Source organism: Vibrio sp. Sgm 5 (assembly GCF_026241575.1).
Classification (GTDB): Bacteria; Pseudomonadota; Gammaproteobacteria; order Enterobacterales; family Vibrionaceae; genus Vibrio; species Vibrio jasicida.
Genome location: NZ_JAPHPY010000164.1, coordinates 1 through 253, shown reverse-complemented (window position 1 = coordinate 253; position 253 = coordinate 1). Strand labels below are relative to the sequence as shown.

Annotated in this window: 1 tRNA gene; it reads right to left on the bottom strand. The window is 54.9% G+C overall.

The features are described 5' to 3' along the window. Window position 1: 1 nt before the first annotated feature. Window positions 2–74, bottom strand: a tRNA-Gly gene (locus tag OQJ86_RS26525). Window positions 75–253: the final 179 nt, after the last annotated feature.

Genomic DNA, 253 nt, shown 5'->3' with positions numbered 1-253 from the left:
GAGCGACACACGAGGTTCGAACTCGTGACCTCAACCTTGGCAAGGTTGCGCTCTACCAACTGAGCTAGTGTCGCATATTCTCAAGAGAGAATTGGCTGCGGAGCCGGGATTTGATCCGGGCGGCGCATCCGTCGACGGCCTGAGGGTTATAATAAATAACGATCAAACTGTCTTGAATTTGGTTGCGGGAGCCGGATTTGAACCGACGACCTTCGGGTTATGAGCCCGACGAGCTACCAGGCTGCTCCATCCC